This is a genomic window from Bacillus cereus group sp. BcHK124, from assembly GCF_027712065.1.
GTDB lineage: Bacteria > Bacillota > Bacilli > Bacillales > Bacillaceae_G > Bacillus_A > Bacillus_A pacificus.
The window spans coordinates 27,877-44,594 of sequence record NZ_JAQFPJ010000015.1; the positions used below are offsets into that span (position 1 = coordinate 27,877).

Consider the following 16,718-nt stretch of genomic DNA (forward strand, 5'->3'; position numbering starts at 1 on the left):
AAAAAACATCTATGCGAAAACTTACACACAATTCAGTCGTTTTCAGAAGTATTATGAACTCAAATATGCTATCATTTATTTGAAAGTGTCATCATTTGCAGGATTTTCGTGTACATATGAACAATATATGAAATCAATATCAAAATTCCATCTATAGGGGGAATGAAAGTGGCAGAAAATCAAAAAGTTTACGACATAACAATTATTGGTGGTGGGCCAACAGGACTATTCACAGCATTTTATGGTGGTATGAGACAAGCAAGTGTAAAAATTATTGAAAGCTTACCTCAGCTTGGAGGACAATTATCCGCGCTCTACCCTGAAAAATACATTTATGATGTAGCCGGATTCCCGAAAGTGCGTGCACAAGAATTAGTTGATAACTTAAAAGAGCAAATGAAGAAATTTGATCCAACCGTTTGTTTAGAAGAAGCTGTTGATACGCTTGAGAAACAAGCTGACGGTATATTTAAACTTGTTACAAATAAGCAAACTCACTATTCTAAATCAGTAATTATTACTGCTGGCAATGGTGCTTTCCAACCACGCCGCTTAGAATTAGAAGGAACAGCAAAGTATGAAAAGAAAAACTTACATTATTTCGTTGATGATATGAATAAATTTGCTGGTAAGCGCGTCGTAGTATTTGGCGGCGGCGATTCAGCTGTTGACTGGACAATGATGTTAGAGCCGATCGCTGATAAAGTTACAATCGTTCATCGCCGTGATAAATTCCGCGCGCATGAACATAGCGTAGAAAGCTTAATGAACTCTCGTGCAGAAGTAAGCACACCATACGTTCCAGTAGAACTCATTGGTGATGACAAAATTGAACAAGTCGTTCTTCAGCATGTAAAAACGGAAGAAAAAATTATCATCGATGTTGATGATGTAATCGTAAACTACGGCTTCGTTTCTTCCCTTGGCCCAATAAAAAACTGGGGCTTAGATATACAAAAAAACAGCATTCTCGTGAACTCGAAAATGGAAACAAATATTCCTGGCATTTACGCTGCTGGTGACATTTGTACATATGAAGGAAAAGTAAAACTCATTGCTTGCGGCTTCGGTGAAGCACCAACAGCGGTAAACAATGCGAAAGCTTACTTCGATCCAAACGCAAAGCTTCAACCGATGCATAGCTCTAGTATGTTTTAATATAGAAATGAAAAGAACTCCTTTTATGCGAAGGAGTTCTTTTTTATTACGCTATCGTTCCCTTCCAAAATATGTTACATTAAACAAGAACAAACGTTCTATATAATAAGGGGGATATTTTAAAATGAAAGAACCTATCATCGTAAAAAAAGAAGCTTTCCAAGCAATCGGCATTTCGATTACGACGACCAACGAAAAAGAGGCATCTACTGAAGGGAAAATTCCCGGGCTTTGGAACCGGTACTTCCAAGAACAAGTCATGCACCACATTCCAAATCAACAAACGAAAGAAACATTCGCTTTCTACTCAAATTACGAATCAGATGAAACGGGTACATATAAATACACAATTGGCATGCCCGTTTCTTCATTAGAAGACGTTCCTGAAAATATGACAACTTTAACAATACCTGCCGCTACGTATGCGGTATTTACAACGAGAAAGGGACCAATTGCTGAAGTCGTTTGCGAGGCTTGGGAATATATTTGGAAATGGTCAAAGGAAAACAAACGTGCTTTTACAACAGACTTTGAGCTTTATGATGAAAGAGCGTTAGATCCAACTAACGTACAATTGGATATTTATATTGCATTAGCCTAAACGACAAAAAAGAAGATACCAAATGGTATCTTCTTTTTTGTCGTTAAATAGCCACTGTGCAAATCCAACATAATTGTCTACAATGAGAAAGTGCAGTATAGAAATATTAGAAACTGTATAAAGTGAAACTATACTCAGTGGTGGGGGGGGATTCATCCCCCACCACTGAGTATTAGTTGAACCAATCGGACGTTTACGGGCAGTTAGTCTCCCACCTAGCTTCTTTGCTCGAGCCAAATTTTGAGGTGGGAGTTTTACTGCCCGTTAACGCGGGATAAAGTGATTGTTAACAAGTTTTTTAGTTTAAATTTGTCGTATAGAAAGGAAGCAATATGGAGGAACTACAACAAAATAAATCTGCTTTAGAAGGAAGCGGAAAACCGTTATTAAAAAATACGAATTTCCTTTTTCTTTGGGCAGCTACTCTTTTTTCAAGTTTCGCTTTAGCCTTTTTTACTTTTTCACAAACGTGGTACATAGCAAAAACATTAAACCTTGAGGCATCACTCGGTGTTGTTTTCGTAGCTCTTAGTGTTCCAAGGCTTATTTTTATGATTATCGGCGGCGCTGTAGCTGATAAATTCCCGAAAAAAAACATTATGTTTTATTCTAATATTGTTCGTGCTATTCTCGTCGCAACTATCCTTACATGGTTCATCGTAGGTGATGTAACACTATATACATTTGCTTTATTCGCTTTATTCTTTGGACTTGCTGATGCTTTTTTCTGGTCAGCTGATGGATCTATCTTGCCTGAACTTGTCGAAAAAAGCCGTTTAACACAAGCAAACTCACTTACACAAATGACGAACCAAGCATCGGTTATTTTAGGGCCTGTACTTGGCGGCATTCTTATTAAATTTACGAACTATGAAACGATTTTCTCGATTACAATTTTATTACTCATTGTCGCAGCTATACTCGTTCAAAAAATACAATTTACGATGCCAGAGCAGCAAAATACAGACAAAAGCATGTTCACTTCTATTAAAGAAGGAATTTTATATGTAAAGGAATCTCCATTCCTTTCAACTTTCCTTATTTGTAGCGCCTTTCTAAACTTATTTTTAATCGGTCCGATGCAAGTCGGTTTCCCGCTTTTCATTAAAAATGTTCTGCACGGTGATTCGCTTCAGTTTAGTTACTTAGAAGCGTCTGTAGGCGGCGGAATGGCAATAGGCGCTGTCATTGTCGGTTTAAAAAATATTAATCGTAGACGCGGTCTATTTTGCATTATCATGATGCTACTGTCTGGTGTCTTCTTCTTATCCATCAACTTTAGCACTGTACTATGGCAAGCATTATTAGCTGGCATGTTTTATGGTATTACAATCGCAATGGCTATCGTTCCACTGATGGCGATGATTCAATCGACAGTAAAAGAAGAAATGATGGGACGCGTAATGAGTTTGCTTATGCTATCATCAATGGGCTTTATCCCGCTTTCATATGCATTCACATCAATCGCACTTGCAATAGGAATTCCAATCGTAACCGTTATGAAGAGCGGTGCAATCGCCGTTATCGTCTTCGTACTATTTGTAGCGATTCGCGTTCCAGTTGTAAGAAAGTTTGATTAACTATTTGGAGTCATGTATTATACGCATGGCTCCTTTTTAAATGGATCAAATAACGGTATCCCCTTACTTCTTCTCACGGCTGCTCCCCATTCTAATCCAACCTCTAAAAATAAATCCCGCACTGTACTATATAAAAGAGCCTTCACATTTTTACGGATTTCTCCGTATTTATACGCTCTCACAACACTCTTTACTCGCCAAATGAAATTTCCATACACTTCTTCATCAGCTAATATTTGCTCCAGTAAAACACCTTGCTCTAATAATCCACTCTTTTTATAAGCAAGCTCCACCTTACTCCAAAATATATTAATCTTCTTCGGATTACTCGTCATCGGCAGAAGTGCATATATAAAAGGCTTCGGTATATCATGACGGCAATACGTCTCATCAAGCTCGTACGTTCCTTTTCTATTCTCTTTTATTTGTGGAAAGTTTTTAAAAAGAACTGTTTCCCCCTCATTTTTTTGCTCATTTTTACTACAGCCAGCTGCATAATCCTCACTTTTACAAGCGGACATTTTCATACGGTCATCCATACGGTCAATTGCAGATATAAGAAAAACATATAAGTTCGCACTATACCCGCCGCGCTTATGTCTTTCTTTTGTTGCGACACGCTTTATAATTCCTAATTCCTCTAACTTTGCAATAGAGCGGCGTACTGTACGAATGCTCTTTCCAACATTCGTCGCAATCGTCTCCATTAACGGACAAGCAACTCCTACTGTTTTCTGTTTCTCATTCACTGCATACTTTCCTAAAAAATGAATAATGGTAGCATCCGTTTTATTTAATTGAAATCGATAATATTTCAAAACTTGTTTTTGATATGTATTAAATTCTTCTTTACTTCGAAATTCACTATATGGTTTCATTAAGTTATATAAGCTTCCCATTTTTATCACCTCACTTATAAATAAGGAGCCGGAAGGGAATTTGGCTTGGTAATTAATATTTTTTATTGGAGATGAAAATATGATTGTAATTAGCGCTTGTTTAGGTGGTATTGCTTGTCGATATGATGGAAATGACAATCTCGTTTCAAAAATAGAGGAACTCCTGCAACAAGAAGATACAGTCCTCATTTGTCCTGAAGTATTAGGAGGATTGCCAACGCCTCGTCCTTCAGCTGAGATTATTGGCGGGAATGGCGATGACGTTTTAGATGGAAAAGCGAAAGTGATGACAAAAGACGGTGAAGATGTCACAGAATCTTTCGTAAGTGGCGCTTATAAAGCGCTAGAACAAATTAAAAATTTGCATCCAGAATATATTATTTTGAAAGAACGCAGTCCCTCTTGTGGTAGTTCTACCATTTACACGGGAGAATTTAACGGGAATAAACAAACTGGTTACGGGGTAACAACTGCTTTATTCAAAAGACACGGATTTACAGTCATTTCAGAAGATGATTTTGAAAATATAAAAAGGAATTGACCCTGTTCGTCAATTCCTTTTTTCTTTCTTATTTTGCACCTAATTTTTCTTTCACTTTCGCAGGAAGCTCGTCTTTCTTTACTTCTTCCCAAGCCGAAACACCTTTTTTATCTGAATGATATACGCGTAGGAATGCATCTTTACGTAAGTTTTTTTGAGCTGTGAATTCTAATTCTTTTTCTTTTCCATCTTTATCGAATCCTTTTAATTTATACTCAAAATATTTGTAAGGCTCTCCGCTATCAGACTTCTCATTTTTTTCAATTCCATCAGCTGTGATTTGAACATAGTACTGATCTTTCCCCATACGGTTAATATCACAACCAACTAACAGGCTTGCGAATACAACTAAAATACTAAACAGTGCAATATATCTTTTCATTTCCTTCACCTCATATGTTTTTTCTTATATTGTTATCTTAAAACCCAAAGCTTAAAGAAGAAATTCAAAAACATGACACGAACATTACACTTTTGTAAGATAATAATTATTTCTTCACTTTAGAAACCTTCATGCCGTCACCAATTGGACTTTTACGGCAAAAGAAAAGACCTCCTTAACGATTGCACTCCATCGCTAAAAAGGTCTTTCTCTATTTCAACTAAAAACTTAGCACTCTTCTGGCTTACCAGCGTTCGTCGCTGTACGGAAAGATGATCCACATCCGCATGATGCGATTGCGTTTGGATTGTCGATTGTGAATCCACCGCCAAGCATAGATTGTTTATAATCAATTTTTACTCCTTTAACAATGGGAGCACTTTCTTTATCGATAACAAATTCAACACCGAAAAACTCAAGAACTGTGTCGTCTTCTTTTGGTTCTACTTCAAATCCTAAGCCGTAAGAAAGACCACTACATCCGCCGCCGTGTACAGCAAGGCGCACGTACTTCTCTCCATCTTCAGCATCTTTTAACATATCTTTAATTTGAAAAGCTGCTTGTTCTGTAACTTCAATCATGAAATACACCATCCTTTCTGTTCTCGTTCTATTATACATCTTTACGCTTCTATCTTGTACTCATACACTCCGCGGCAAATTACTTCTGCTGGTCCTTTCATTAACACGTTTCCTTCTTCTGTCCATGCAATCATTAAATCGCCGCCAGCTAAATGAACTGTAATTTCCTTACCACGTTCCATTTTTCCATTTAAAATAGAGGCTACAACTGCAGCACACGCCCCTGTTCCGCAAGCTTGTGTTACACCAGATCCACGTTCCCAAACGCGGAAGTTCATCTCTTCCTCATTTAAGATTTCGATGAATTCAACATTTACTCGTTCCGGGAACATTTCATGTGTCTCAAGGACTGGACCAAGCGTTGTAAGAGGTGCTTGGTCTACATCATCAACAAAAATAACTGCATGCGGATTTCCCATTGAAACAGCTGTAAATGCATAACGATGGTTATTGTATAAGAAGTTTTCACGAATAAATGGTGTTTCACCTTCACCAAGCATCGGTATTTCTGCACGGGTTAAACGAGGTGCTCCCATATCGATTTTCGCTAATGTAACTTTCCCTTCTTCTACCGTTACTTCCGCCGTTACAATGCCAGCTAACGTTTCAATTGTGAAAACTGTATCTTCTACTAGTTTATGCTCATACGCATATTTCGCTACGCAGCGTAAACCGTTACCACAGCTCTTTCCTTCTGATCCATCATTATTAAACATGCGCATTTTCACCGGCGCTACGTCAGATGGACAAATTAAAATCATTCCATCTGCTCCAATACCAGTATTAATATTTGAAACCTTTTCCACCACAAGAGCTAAATCTTCTTCAGGAATTTGTTCTTCAAACATATTTACATATATATAACTATTGCCAAGACCATGCATTTTTGTAAAAGAAAATTGGCTCATTTGTATTCACTCCAAAAATAATTTGTTATTTCAAGTATAAAATGCACGCTTTTAGAACACAATATGAATGTCCCCCGTTTCTCATATTTGACAACATTTGGCGATGAGCCAATCTTGCGCAAATTGTGTAAGAAAAAGCCCTTCTAAAAGGGCCTTTTTTTATTTATATACAGTATTATCTCCCTGCGAAAGAAGATTTTATCTCATAGAAAAAGAAAAAGGTGCTGCCGATTGCAACACCTTAAAACATTGGATTTTCATCCAAATACTCATATACATTATTAACAAGTTCTTCTACTGTAGCACCTTGTACTACTTCACCATTTACAAGTGCAAACGGTCCTTCAAAACAAATGCCACAATATCCTAAACAACCATACTCCATTACATCTAAATTCGGATCTTTTTCTAACTTCTCTAAAGCTGCTTGTGAACCACTTGCAAGGTTACCTACACAAAATTCAATTAATGGTTTAATCAAAATTCTCCCCCCTGTACTACAAAACAAATTACTTTCTGACTTCATCTATAAGAAAAAAACTAAGCTGTTTCTTGTTGTTTTCATTACACCTTCTAAACTATTTAGTTACTTCATTATTTCACTTCAAAATAGATGATTCCTTCTATATAACATGCTACTTGCGATGAAATGGTAACTAAATAAGAAAAACAGTTTACTCTACTTTTCTTCTTATTGTACAACAGAGTATTCATTCATGCATTGTTATTTGTTCACAAATTCGATATAATTTGATTGAGTAAAGTCAAAATATTTTATTAATATAAAATTTTATGATTAGGGGATATTTCAACAGAAAAGGGGTAATCCATCATGAAACACCTCGTAATATTAGGTGGCGGCTACGGTGGAATGAGAATTCTGCAGCGGCTACTTCCAAGCAACCAACTTCCAGATGATGTACAAGTGACATTAATCGACAAAGTACCATATCATTGCTTCAAAACTGAATATTATGCATTAGTTGCGGGTACTATTTCAGAAACGCATATTCGTATACCGTTTCCTGAACACCCACGCCTCAATATTCAATACGGCACAGTAACAAATATTGATCTCGAAGAAAAAGCTGTTCATCTCGATGGCGGCGAAGCGATCCAATATGATGATTTAATTATTGGACTTGGCTGTGAGGATAAATACCATAACGTTCCTGGGGCGAAGGAATATACACATAGCCTACAATCGATTGAACAAACACGTAAGACATATGAACAATTAAATAGTCTAGAACCAAATGCAACAGTAGCTGTCGTTGGCGCTGGATTAAGTGGCGTTGAAGTTGCAAGTGAACTTCGCGAGAGTCGTTCTGATTTAAAAATCTACTTATTTGATCGAAAAGATAGAATTCTATTCCCATATCCAGAGAAATTAAGTAGATATGTAGAAGAATGGTTCGTAAAACATAAAGTTACTATTATACGAAACTCTAACATTACAAAAGTAGAGCCAAATATTGTGTACAACCACGATGAACCACTTGAATGTGATGCAATCGTCTGGACAGCTGGTATTCAAGCAAATGAAGTTGTTCGAAACCTTCCAGTTGAACAAGATGGTAGCGGACGGGCTGTTTTAACAAAATATCACAATATTCCAAATAACGAGCACGTATATGTTGTAGGAGATTGTGCAGCACTTCCACACGCACCATCTGCACAACTTGCTGAAGGTCAAGGGGAACAAATTGTCCAAATATTATTAAAACGTTGGAATAATGAACCACTTCCTGACGAACTACCTGTCATTAAATTAAAAGGTGTTCTCGGCTCTCTTGGTAAGAAGCATGGCTTTGGTTTGCTAGCAAACCAACCATTAATGGGACGTGTACCAAGGTTACTAAAATCCGGTATCCTCTGGATGTACAAATATCATAACGGTTAATACTTTACAGGCTGTCTCCTAATTAGGCAGCCTCTTATTCGTTAAAATATAATTATCAGACACATCTTTCTCAATATGAATCATGATTTATTTTTCATTTTCATATTAAAAACTACCAATAAACAGTGTATGCTATTGATAAGTTGTTTTATTTCCTTTAAGGCCGAATTCATTCGGTCTTATTTTTTGTGTTGTAAATACTTTTACAGGAGGCATTTCATTTCACTTATGAACGTAACAAAATTAAATGATCGCATAGAAGCGAAGAAGAAAGAATTGATCTATCTCGTTGAAAAGTACGGATTCACTCATCATAAAGTAATTTCTTTCAGCCAAGAATTAGATCGTTTACTTAACTTATTAATAGAAATCAAGACGAAGAAAAAACGTTGCTCTTTATAACCGTTACCTTCTCTTTTTTGATACGATAGAACTAGAATCAGAAAGGAGCCATCTATGTTTATATTAAAAGACGTTACATATAAAGATATACTGCACATTCCTTATTTACAGATTCAAAAAGAAAAAATCACATGTATTATCGGCGAGAGTGGGAGTGGAAAAAGCACATTGCTCCGTATGTTAAATGATCTACAATCTCCAACATCTGGAACAATTGAATATAACGGAAAATTGATTTCTGACTATCCCCCTATTCAATTACGACGTGACGTAGTCATGCTTGGGCAAACGCCACCTATTTTCGATGGAACCATTAAAAACAATCTATTAATGGGACTTCGTCTTTCTGAAAAACCATTTCCAAATGATGCTGCCTTGCGAAGTGCATTAACGACTGTTAGCTTGGAAAAAAATTTAGAAGACAACGCTGATTCATTATCAGGTGGCGAAAAACAACGACTTGCTTTTGCACGTATCGTACTTATGAATCCACCTGTCTATTTATTAGATGAACCAACTTCGGCGTTAGATAGCGATACAGAACGACGCGTTATGAAGCAATTCACTATGCTAGCAAAAGAAAAGAAAAAAACAGTCATCTTCATCACGCACTCACAACAGCTTCCAGAAGAAATTGCAGACGATATTATTGAGATTAGTAAAGCAAACGGTGCAACTAGAAAGGAAGTGCTCTCAGTTGAAGGGCGTGATTGAACTCCAAATTTGGCAACTTGCCGCTGCATATATTTTTATTCTTATTTTAATCGGGCTCGTGAAATTAAAAGGGATACCTCGCGAAAAACAAATCGCGCTCGCAACGTTCCGTATGACGATTCAGCTCGTACTCGTTGCCTATGTCCTTACATACGTATTTGAAAATAGTAATCCATTTTATACAATTGCTCTCATTACTTCTATTACTACCTTTGCAATTTTTAATATTTATAAACGAGTGAATATCCCAATGTCTAAAGAATTAAAACGAGTAGCCGCCCTTTCCATGGTAGCCGGATCAATTGGGCCACTTCTACTATTTATCTTTGTTATTATCGGACATGATCCGTGGTACGCCCCGCAATATATCGTTCCGATTACCGGAATGTTAGTTGGGAATGCGATGACAGGTGTTTCTCTCGGTGCAAATACGTTCTTAAACAATATGAAATCGCAAAGAGGTCAACTCGAGGGGGCACTTATGCTCGGTGCCACACCGAAAGAAGCCGCTGCTCCGCTCATACGCGACGCTTTTGACTCCGCTATTTTACCAACAATCAATTCTATGTTCGGAATGGGAATTATAAGCTTACCGGGCATGATGACCGGTCAAATCTTATCTGGTGTATCACCATTTACAGCCATTCAATATCAAATCGCAATTATACTCGGTATTTCAGGAAGTACCGCTTTTGCTGTTATTATCTTCTTGCAGCTTGGATATAAAACTTTCTTTAATAAGCGGTGTCAGTTGAAGGAGATTGACTATGGCGGACGGTAATCTAGCTTTTTGCTCGGTAAATGATGCACCTTTCTCGGTGAGTGAAATTATATCGACGATTTTTCGAATATATCTATCATAACTCAAAATATATCAACGATTTTTGAAATATATCGACGATTCGACAAGGAATATCGACTTACCGACAAAAAATGACAATAAAAAAGGAGGCTAGTCGCCTCCTCTTGTTACTTACGCCTTCTTAACGAATTGTGATTTTAACTTCATAGCTCCGAAACCGTCGATTTTGCAATCAATATCGTGATCACCATCAACTAGACGGATGCTCTTTACTTTCGTACCGATCTTCACAACTGAAGAAGTTCCTTTTACTTTTAAATCTTTAATGACAGTAACAGCATCGCCGTCTTGAAGAACGTTTCCGTTCGCATCTTTTACAACTTTTGCACCATCATTATTTTCAGCTTCTGCTTCTTGGCCCCACTCATGAGCACATTCTGGACATACGAAAAGAACGCCATCCTCATACGTATATTCTGAATTACATTTTGGACAATTTGGTAAAGTAGCCATAAATTCATTTCCTCCGTTCATTATTTATACGTAAAAATCAAAATTGATGTTTACATCTCGATAAATAAAATTTGTACAGCATTTCTTTATAGTGCCATAGTCTCACGTTATTGACAAGCCTACCTGTAATTCTCATTTTTTATTGTATTTTACAAAATTTCAATTCGTATGGTGTTTTACAATAAAAAAGAAGAACCCTCACAAGATTCTTCTTTTCAAAATGGACGAGTTTCCCTCTAGAAAAACCACATATTTTCTTCAACGTACATTTGATATTCTTCTACTTCTTCTTCACTTAACTTTTTATTATTTACATACACTTCTTGCCATTCAAAATAATCATCATTTAAGTATACAGCGAATTTAATTTTTACATTTTTCTTTTCTTCATAATCATAACCAGTAAATTCTACTACGTCATAATCCTTTTCTTTCTTTACATACTTCCAATTTGACTTATCTGTAATAGACTCTAAAGCCTCTCCTTCAAGACTTAGGCGAACAACATTTTTAATATTAGGTTCAGTTGGTACATACGATAAACCAAAGCTAGCACCTGCAAACAATACAAATACTATCGCTTGCAAACCAATCATAAGCCCGATATGAGCGCCGCCTTTTGATTGTAAATAATACTCTTTCTTATACTCAGGTACATCTTCTACTTTATGTAAAATACGGATAACATGCTTATAATACAATCGATTTCCTTGCCATCCAATAAACAGCATCGTTCCAGCGTATATGATAAAATCTATCCACATTGGTATATCAATAAAAGTAGCTACAATGAAAGTAGGTACCGCTAATAACGTAAGTATAATAAACAACTTATACATTTTACGATAAGCTAACCAAAAAGTTGGGAAGAAAAAGGCTACCCAATTCCACGTATTTCCTTGCGCTGGATTTTCTATTTTGCCCCACTTAAAGTCATAATAAGCTGTATTCTTTTGAACAACTTTATGCAACTCTTGCGGAGAAATTTTTTCTTGTAAAACAGTGTCCTTCACTTATATCATCCTTTTCTCATATCTACATACGTGTATTTTATAGAAATAAAAAGAAGGAATCTAACAAAAAGTACATATATTTCATAAAAATGAACGGAAACCGAATATATTCCGACAATTATCCGTTTCTTATTCCATTTTACTTTTAAATATATTAGAATACTTATGAATGATATCTTTAATACACTAAGTTAATTATTTTATATATTCACTAAAAAGGATGCATCAAAATCATTTTATACATCTTTTTTAGTGAATATATACTACTATTTTAAAACAAACATCTCGATTTAAGAGAACTCACAAATTAGCTTTCTACTATTTCAAACATATTTCCACTTACGCAACTAATGAATAATGCATTATTAACTTCCTCAATTGATACAATAAAATCTATTGCTACAACATTTTTAGGCAGTTTAATTATATCTTTTACCTCGCCACATGCAGCATCAAGTATTATCAATTCTAAATTTGAAGTTGCAATATAAATTTCTCGATCTTTATATAACAGAACCTCTGTAATATCATGTAGAGTCGTATTGTTCCAAATCACTTTACCTGTTTGAATATTAATACCACAAATTCTTCCTTCTCCTAAGGACAATACCATCATCTCTCCGATAAGAAATGGAGGCAATTCAATTTCAAAAGGCATATTTACTTCATATAACTTTTGAGCGCTCTTATGGTCATAACATTGTATTTGTTTACTTACCTCTTCATAATCATACTCAGTTCTTGTTAATAATATTTTTGATTCCTGTGATGCAATGTAAGAGTACTGTACCTCATCAAAGGCTTTTTCAAAAATTAAGTTACAACCTTCTTTTCCATATTCCCACTTTTGTAATAAATCTATTGCTACACATATAAAATGTTCATTAGTTAAAGTAACTGGTTCATTTGGATTACAATCTTCCATCATTTGTTTCCATCGTGTAGAAGCATCTAATAATTGAATGGCAATTGCAACGTTACTATATGCATCAACTTCCGCATCTTCATCCAAAGGATTTCCTGCTAACACATAGTAATCTGAGCCAAAATGGCACTGCAACTTCTCTCCTCCAACTCGGACATTCTTTTCCCATACTTTCACTCCACTTTCAAGCTCTAATAAAACATTGTAGCCTTCCTGTGTAATAACTAATAAACGTGGTAATTCTTCCCTCGTAGTTTTTACATCTTGTATAATATGCCCTTCTATTTCTAAATTCCATAGAAACTCCCCAGAACTTGATGAAATAGCGTACAATTTCGCAATATTTTCTCCAAATCTATTCGCATGCCAAATAATTGTGACATCATTCACAGTTATGCAATTACAATCTTCTACTAGTGGAAGATGACACTGCCAAACCTCTTCTTTCGTTTCACTATCGAGTTTACGAATTTCGTGGTTGTTTTCCTCCACATAAAAGATACTCTTCTCATTATGAGATAGTACCGGAGTAAATATCGGGTCAACCTCTATCCCCTTTAAATAATTCCAGTTTAATTCATACTTACCACTTGTAGAATGATATGTTCGGTACATAATTGCGTTATTTCCATTTACAAGTTCAGAAAGAAATGGCTCAATTTCTAAAATTCTATGATACGCATCTTTTATTCGGAAAGAATCAACTCCACTTATGTAAATCTGCTCTATCTCCTTTTTAAGAAACGAAAAGATTGCTCGTAAAAATTGCTCGCTATCAACACTAGCTAACTTTTTTCCTCTTTGATTAATAATGAGAAAGTCCCCATCCTTCTTCTTAAACTCTACCTTTTTTTCATATCCATCTAAAAAAATCACAGCACCATCATCTTTAAAACATTCACCCCATGCGTCAAACAACTGACAAATCGGGTCGATTATGTCTGTTTTTTCTTGCAACACAATTCTCTCATCTATACTAATTACTATTTCTCCGGCATTTTCTGTCGGCAGTTTATTTAGTTCGATTTGAAACTTTTTCATTATTTCCTCCCTCTATTGCTCGTTATTCAAACTAACTATAATATATGACATAAGATTCTTAAAACTATTATTTGAGGTGATCCAATATGAAGACTACAATTTGGACAGAAGATGATTATTTAAAACTAGCACCCATTAACGACGAACTAATCAAAAAAGCAGAAGAAGTACTGAACGTAAAGCTTCCGGAATCATACATAAACCTTCTAAAAGAACAAAATGGAGGAACACTGCGCCTTGATGCTCACCCTACTTCAGAGCCAAATTCTTGGGCAGACGATCACGTTAATGTTTCTGGCTTATATGGCATTTCTTTTGATGAAAATGAATCTAGTATTTTAGAGAGTCATTATTTCATTCAGGAATGGGAAATGCCTGAGAATCTCGTACTTTTATCGGGGGACGGGCATACGTGGATTGCATTAGACTATCGAAATGTAGCTGAAAATCCTCCAGTTATATTTATTGATAATGAAGTTGAGCAAATAATTGAATTAGCACCTAACTTTGAAAGTTTCTTACAAAACTTAACTACATATGAATATGACGAAGAGTAAGCCTTATTCTAAAGCGGTACAAAATTCCATTGCAAGTTTACATGCTGCTTTAAAACCGCTTGGATTTAAGAAAAAAAGACATACATTTTGCAAAGCTGAAAACGGATTTTATAAACTCATTAACATACAAAAAAGTCAATTTGGAGATGACTTCTATATACATATAGGAGTTCATCCTATCGGTCTCCCGCAGCTTATCACGGACCAATTACTAATTAAAGAAAACATCTCAATATTCGATTGCATTCTGCGAACGAGAATAGAGCCTATACATATGAAACAGAACCAGTTATTGCATAATGTTTCACATGAAACTATCGACATTCTGAATTATCTTTCTACTATTTTCGACTGGTTTCAAGTGTGGGCATCTTATGAGAATTTAGTAAAAACAAATATACATTCCGTTACTCCGGTACTAGCCGTCGTTCCAATATTACAGGAAAAAGCGTTTTTGCTTCTTACTTGTTTCTCTTTCTACAATTTAAAACAGTACGAGCAAGCTAATCACTACTTACAGCAATATTTGCAATGTGCTGTACATCTGAGTACCGAGGAAAAAGAGCTCGTATTCTTTCACGAAGTTGACATGTATATGAAAAAACTAGTAGAAAACGCAATGTAACTTCACATTGTGCTTTCTGCTAGTGCTTTATCACACTTTTATATCCCTTCCCCCTACAACGCCCAAGTAGTATTCATTTCTTCAAACGACTCTTTACTAACTTTCAGTCCTTCACTATCATCTGTTCCAATCATCGCTACCTCATCTTTAGACAATATAATTTCCTCATTTTCACTTTGGATTTTTCTCTCATACACGATTTGTAAAAGCTCTATTTGTTCCTCTGTTAGCTCATACTCTTCTTCCAATCTTTCCATCGCTGATTCCTTATCAAGTAATGGAATTTCTAATAAGAATCCGCCGTGCTCTTCCATCTCTTCAAATGAATCAATTGAATACGCACCGCTATCCTCAATCCAAAATGGCAGTTGTAATAAAAGGAACTGTTTCACCTTCTACTTCTTCTAATACATATTGAAGTGCTTCTTCTTTCGCAATATCTATTACTTCCGAAGGTGCCCCTTCAAAATAATTTTTCGCATCAATCCACTCATCAATTCTCTCACTATTCACATCTTGAAGACATACGATCGTATAATCCGGATGAAACGTAATTGTCCCTCTTCCGCCTTGACTATCTTGCATACTATAGTTACATCCATCCCATGAACTTTCATGTGAGAGATCAGGATCATGTGCTACAGAAATTGCATTTGCAATCGAATTTAAGATGCAGCCTTTCCATAATTGTTCTCTATCTATATGTAATTTATATTTACTCATCGTCTTCCTTCACACACATATTGTTTCTATTATCTTTCCTCTACATAATACGAAAGACGCCCTTTCAAAAAGGCGTCTTTTTTACAGTTGAAAATTTACTAATATAAAAAATACATTGTTTAATACATGAATTCCAATTGGAACGAGTAAATTGTTTGTTTTCTTATAGGTGTAGGCTAAACTTATCCCTATACCCAAAATATATAAAACACTCCCTACTGTAAGGGGATGACCTAAAGTAAATATGAAAGCACTTATAACGGCACTACTAAGTGTAGAGAAACGCTGAGATAATTTCATAAAAAGCATACCTCGGAATACAAGCTCTTCCCAAATCGGTGCGAAAATCGTGAGTACAACTACATATAAAATGATTTCATTTTTAGTAGGCTCTATTACTATATTAGATTCACCCACACGAAGCCCATGTGGTAAAACTAAATTTAATACCGCAAGATATATAAGCAGTACGATCATCGTCATTATTATTGTTACATAATGTTTTGAGTTATTGAATTGTATTGATTTTAGTAAATGCACACAGTAATTTCTTGCCGGTGCATACATTACAATAATCATACAAAACGTGAAGGGTGAAATGAGATGATTTACATACCACGGATATAATGAGAATTCATATAAAAAGTTCAAATAACCAATTCCATACATTACCCCAAAAATAATTACTATCATACTGATTACTTCGAGCATACTCATTTGTACATTCTTTTCTTTATATGTAACTAATTCCGTGTCCATTATATCCCCTCCAGTATAATTAAACCTTTTAAACCATTATATACCAAATTAAACGTAAAAAAAGACAATACATTCAACTGTATTGTCCAT

19 protein-coding genes and 1 pseudogene are annotated in these 16,718 nt (G+C 35.6%); 10 read left to right on the forward strand and 10 right to left on the reverse strand.

The annotated features are described in order from the left end of the window. Positions 1-168 precede the first annotated feature (168 nt). The 3 genes from PDK19_RS19450 (at position 169) to PDK19_RS19460 (ending at position 3,339) form a co-directional block, all read left to right on the forward strand. A complete protein-coding gene (locus tag PDK19_RS19450) occupies positions 169-1,158 on the forward strand; it encodes an NAD(P)/FAD-dependent oxidoreductase (protein WP_000829779.1) in 990 nt (329 codons plus the stop codon). A gap of 124 nt (positions 1,159-1,282) precedes the next feature. Beyond that, positions 1,283-1,759 carry a GyrI-like domain-containing protein gene (locus PDK19_RS19455; RefSeq protein WP_270707857.1) on the forward strand — a complete coding sequence of 159 codons (477 nt, stop codon included), beginning with the start codon at positions 1,283-1,285 and terminating at the stop codon, positions 1,757-1,759. Positions 1,760-2,091: 332 nt separating this feature from the next. Continuing rightward, the gene (locus PDK19_RS19460; RefSeq protein WP_000391922.1) at positions 2,092-3,339 is read left to right on the forward strand and encodes an MFS transporter; all 1,248 of its coding nucleotides are present in this window, start codon (positions 2,092-2,094) and stop codon (positions 3,337-3,339) included. 17 nt (positions 3,340-3,356) lie between these two features. Here the strand turns inward: PDK19_RS19460 and PDK19_RS19465 are convergent, their stop codons facing one another. Continuing rightward, the gene (locus tag PDK19_RS19465) at positions 3,357-4,238 is read right to left on the reverse strand and encodes a helix-turn-helix domain-containing protein (protein WP_000535279.1); all 882 of its coding nucleotides are present in this window, start codon (positions 4,236-4,238) and stop codon (positions 3,357-3,359) included. 79 nt (positions 4,239-4,317) lie between these two features. Here PDK19_RS19465 and PDK19_RS19470 point away from each other — a divergent pair, with 79 nt between their 5' ends. Then, positions 4,318-4,779: a DUF523 domain-containing protein gene (locus tag PDK19_RS19470; RefSeq protein WP_014893440.1), complete on the forward strand. Its 462-nt coding sequence runs from the start codon at positions 4,318-4,320 to the stop codon at positions 4,777-4,779. Between the two features lie 28 nt (positions 4,780-4,807). Here PDK19_RS19470 and PDK19_RS19475 read toward each other — a convergent pair whose 3' ends face one another. The 4 genes from PDK19_RS19475 to PDK19_RS19490 form a co-directional block, all read right to left on the reverse strand. Next, positions 4,808-5,161, reverse strand: a complete 354-nt coding sequence (locus PDK19_RS19475; protein WP_000833137.1) for a YxeA family protein — start codon at positions 5,159-5,161, stop codon at positions 4,808-4,810. A gap of 228 nt (positions 5,162-5,389) precedes the next feature. Next, positions 5,390-5,743, reverse strand: a complete 354-nt coding sequence (locus PDK19_RS19480) for a HesB/IscA family protein (protein WP_000573822.1) — start codon at positions 5,741-5,743, stop codon at positions 5,390-5,392. 41 nt (positions 5,744-5,784) lie between these two features. Then, positions 5,785-6,651 carry a diaminopimelate epimerase gene (dapF, locus tag PDK19_RS19485; protein ID WP_270707859.1) on the reverse strand — a complete coding sequence of 289 codons (867 nt, stop codon included), beginning with the start codon at positions 6,649-6,651 and terminating at the stop codon, positions 5,785-5,787. A gap of 241 nt (positions 6,652-6,892) precedes the next feature. Next, the gene (locus PDK19_RS19490; RefSeq protein WP_000595026.1) at positions 6,893-7,132 is read right to left on the reverse strand and encodes a YuzB family protein; all 240 of its coding nucleotides are present in this window, start codon (positions 7,130-7,132) and stop codon (positions 6,893-6,895) included. 351 nt (positions 7,133-7,483) lie between these two features. Between PDK19_RS19490 and PDK19_RS19495 the strand changes: the two genes are divergently transcribed. The 4 genes from PDK19_RS19495 to PDK19_RS19510 all read left to right on the forward strand — a co-directional run bounded on the left by PDK19_RS19495 (position 7,484) and on the right by PDK19_RS19510 (position 10,451). Beyond that, entirely contained in the window at positions 7,484-8,554 is a 1,071-nt protein-coding gene (locus PDK19_RS19495) for an NAD(P)/FAD-dependent oxidoreductase (protein ID WP_270707861.1), read from the forward strand. Between the two features lie 228 nt (positions 8,555-8,782). Beyond that, positions 8,783-8,956 (forward strand): aspartyl-phosphate phosphatase Spo0E family protein, encoded by a 174-nt coding sequence (locus PDK19_RS19500; RefSeq protein ID WP_001103328.1) that lies wholly within the window; start codon positions 8,783-8,785, stop codon positions 8,954-8,956. Between the two features lie 54 nt (positions 8,957-9,010). Beyond that, positions 9,011-9,670 (forward strand): ABC transporter ATP-binding protein, encoded by a 660-nt coding sequence (locus tag PDK19_RS19505; protein ID WP_270707863.1) that lies wholly within the window; start codon positions 9,011-9,013, stop codon positions 9,668-9,670. Next, entirely contained in the window at positions 9,654-10,451 is a 798-nt protein-coding gene (locus PDK19_RS19510; protein ID WP_270707864.1) for an ABC transporter permease, read from the forward strand. Before PDK19_RS19505 ends, PDK19_RS19510 begins: the two co-directional genes overlap by 17 nt. A 192-nt stretch (positions 10,452-10,643) precedes the next feature. On the opposite strand, the gene phnA is transcribed toward PDK19_RS19510, so the two are convergent. From phnA to PDK19_RS19525, 3 genes are all read right to left on the reverse strand, one after another. Next, the gene (gene phnA, locus PDK19_RS19515; protein ID WP_000212737.1) at positions 10,644-10,985 is read right to left on the reverse strand and encodes an alkylphosphonate utilization operon protein PhnA; all 342 of its coding nucleotides are present in this window, start codon (positions 10,983-10,985) and stop codon (positions 10,644-10,646) included. Positions 10,986-11,221: 236 nt separating this feature from the next. Continuing rightward, the gene (locus PDK19_RS19520; protein WP_000655762.1) at positions 11,222-11,998 is read right to left on the reverse strand and encodes a DUF2628 domain-containing protein; all 777 of its coding nucleotides are present in this window, start codon (positions 11,996-11,998) and stop codon (positions 11,222-11,224) included. A gap of 307 nt (positions 11,999-12,305) precedes the next feature. Next, positions 12,306-13,964, reverse strand: a complete 1,659-nt coding sequence (locus tag PDK19_RS19525; protein WP_270707867.1) for an outer membrane protein assembly factor BamB family protein — start codon at positions 13,962-13,964, stop codon at positions 12,306-12,308. Between the two features lie 86 nt (positions 13,965-14,050). Here PDK19_RS19525 and PDK19_RS19530 point away from each other — a divergent pair, with 86 nt between their 5' ends. Together PDK19_RS19530 and PDK19_RS19535 are read left to right on the forward strand one after the other, a co-directional pair. Further along, complete coding sequence (locus tag PDK19_RS19530; protein WP_002028779.1) at positions 14,051-14,521, forward strand: SMI1/KNR4 family protein; 471 nt, start codon at positions 14,051-14,053, stop codon at positions 14,519-14,521. After that, the gene (locus tag PDK19_RS19535; RefSeq protein ID WP_140383328.1) at positions 14,508-15,146 is read left to right on the forward strand and encodes a DUF4304 domain-containing protein; all 639 of its coding nucleotides are present in this window, start codon (positions 14,508-14,510) and stop codon (positions 15,144-15,146) included. Before PDK19_RS19530 ends, PDK19_RS19535 begins: the two co-directional genes overlap by 14 nt. A gap of 53 nt (positions 15,147-15,199) precedes the next feature. Here PDK19_RS19535 and PDK19_RS19540 read toward each other — a convergent pair. Then, a pseudogene (locus tag PDK19_RS19540) lies at positions 15,200-15,869 on the reverse strand (hypothetical protein). An 81-nt stretch (positions 15,870-15,950) separates the two neighbouring features. Continuing rightward, positions 15,951-16,628 (reverse strand): CPBP family intramembrane glutamic endopeptidase, encoded by a 678-nt coding sequence (locus PDK19_RS19545; RefSeq protein WP_270707868.1) that lies wholly within the window; start codon positions 16,626-16,628, stop codon positions 15,951-15,953. Positions 16,629-16,718 lie beyond the last annotated feature (90 nt).